General features: G+C 46.7%; 1 pseudogene. It reads right to left on the reverse strand.

Annotated elements, in window-relative coordinates:
• Positions 1-102 precede the first annotated feature (102 nt).
• A pseudogene (locus A3712_RS05360) lies at positions 103-407 on the reverse strand (glyceraldehyde 3-phosphate dehydrogenase NAD-binding domain-containing protein); the annotation flags it as partial.

Genomic DNA, 407 nt, shown 5'->3' on the forward strand with positions numbered 1-407 from the left:
AACTAGTCAAACTATTGCTGAATCCATCGCTCCAACTTTAGGTTAGTTATACCGCCAAAAAGGCGTAGAAGTTATCCTCTTCGGTAAGACCTTAGTCAACGCAACAACGATGCTGCCATTGAACTGGCCATGGACTGAGTCACGACGTAGTAGACTTGCACGTTTTTCTAAATCACCGTCTTTACCACCACGAACCACAATTGCACGTAAACGAAGTGGGTAACCTGGGCCGCTTTTTTCTACAAGAATACGAGTTAGTAGACGACCGATACGACCAAAGCCGTATAAGACAACGTCGCGAGGTGTGGTCATCGCTTCGCCTTCTAATGAACCCATTAGAGCCGTTTGAAGGAAATCATCCATCGCGCTGAGGTCTTCGTGGTTTTCCCAGTATTGAGCTGCTAGAC

This window comes from Vibrio sp. HI00D65 (assembly GCF_001635455.1).
GTDB lineage: Bacteria > Pseudomonadota > Gammaproteobacteria > Enterobacterales > Vibrionaceae > Vibrio.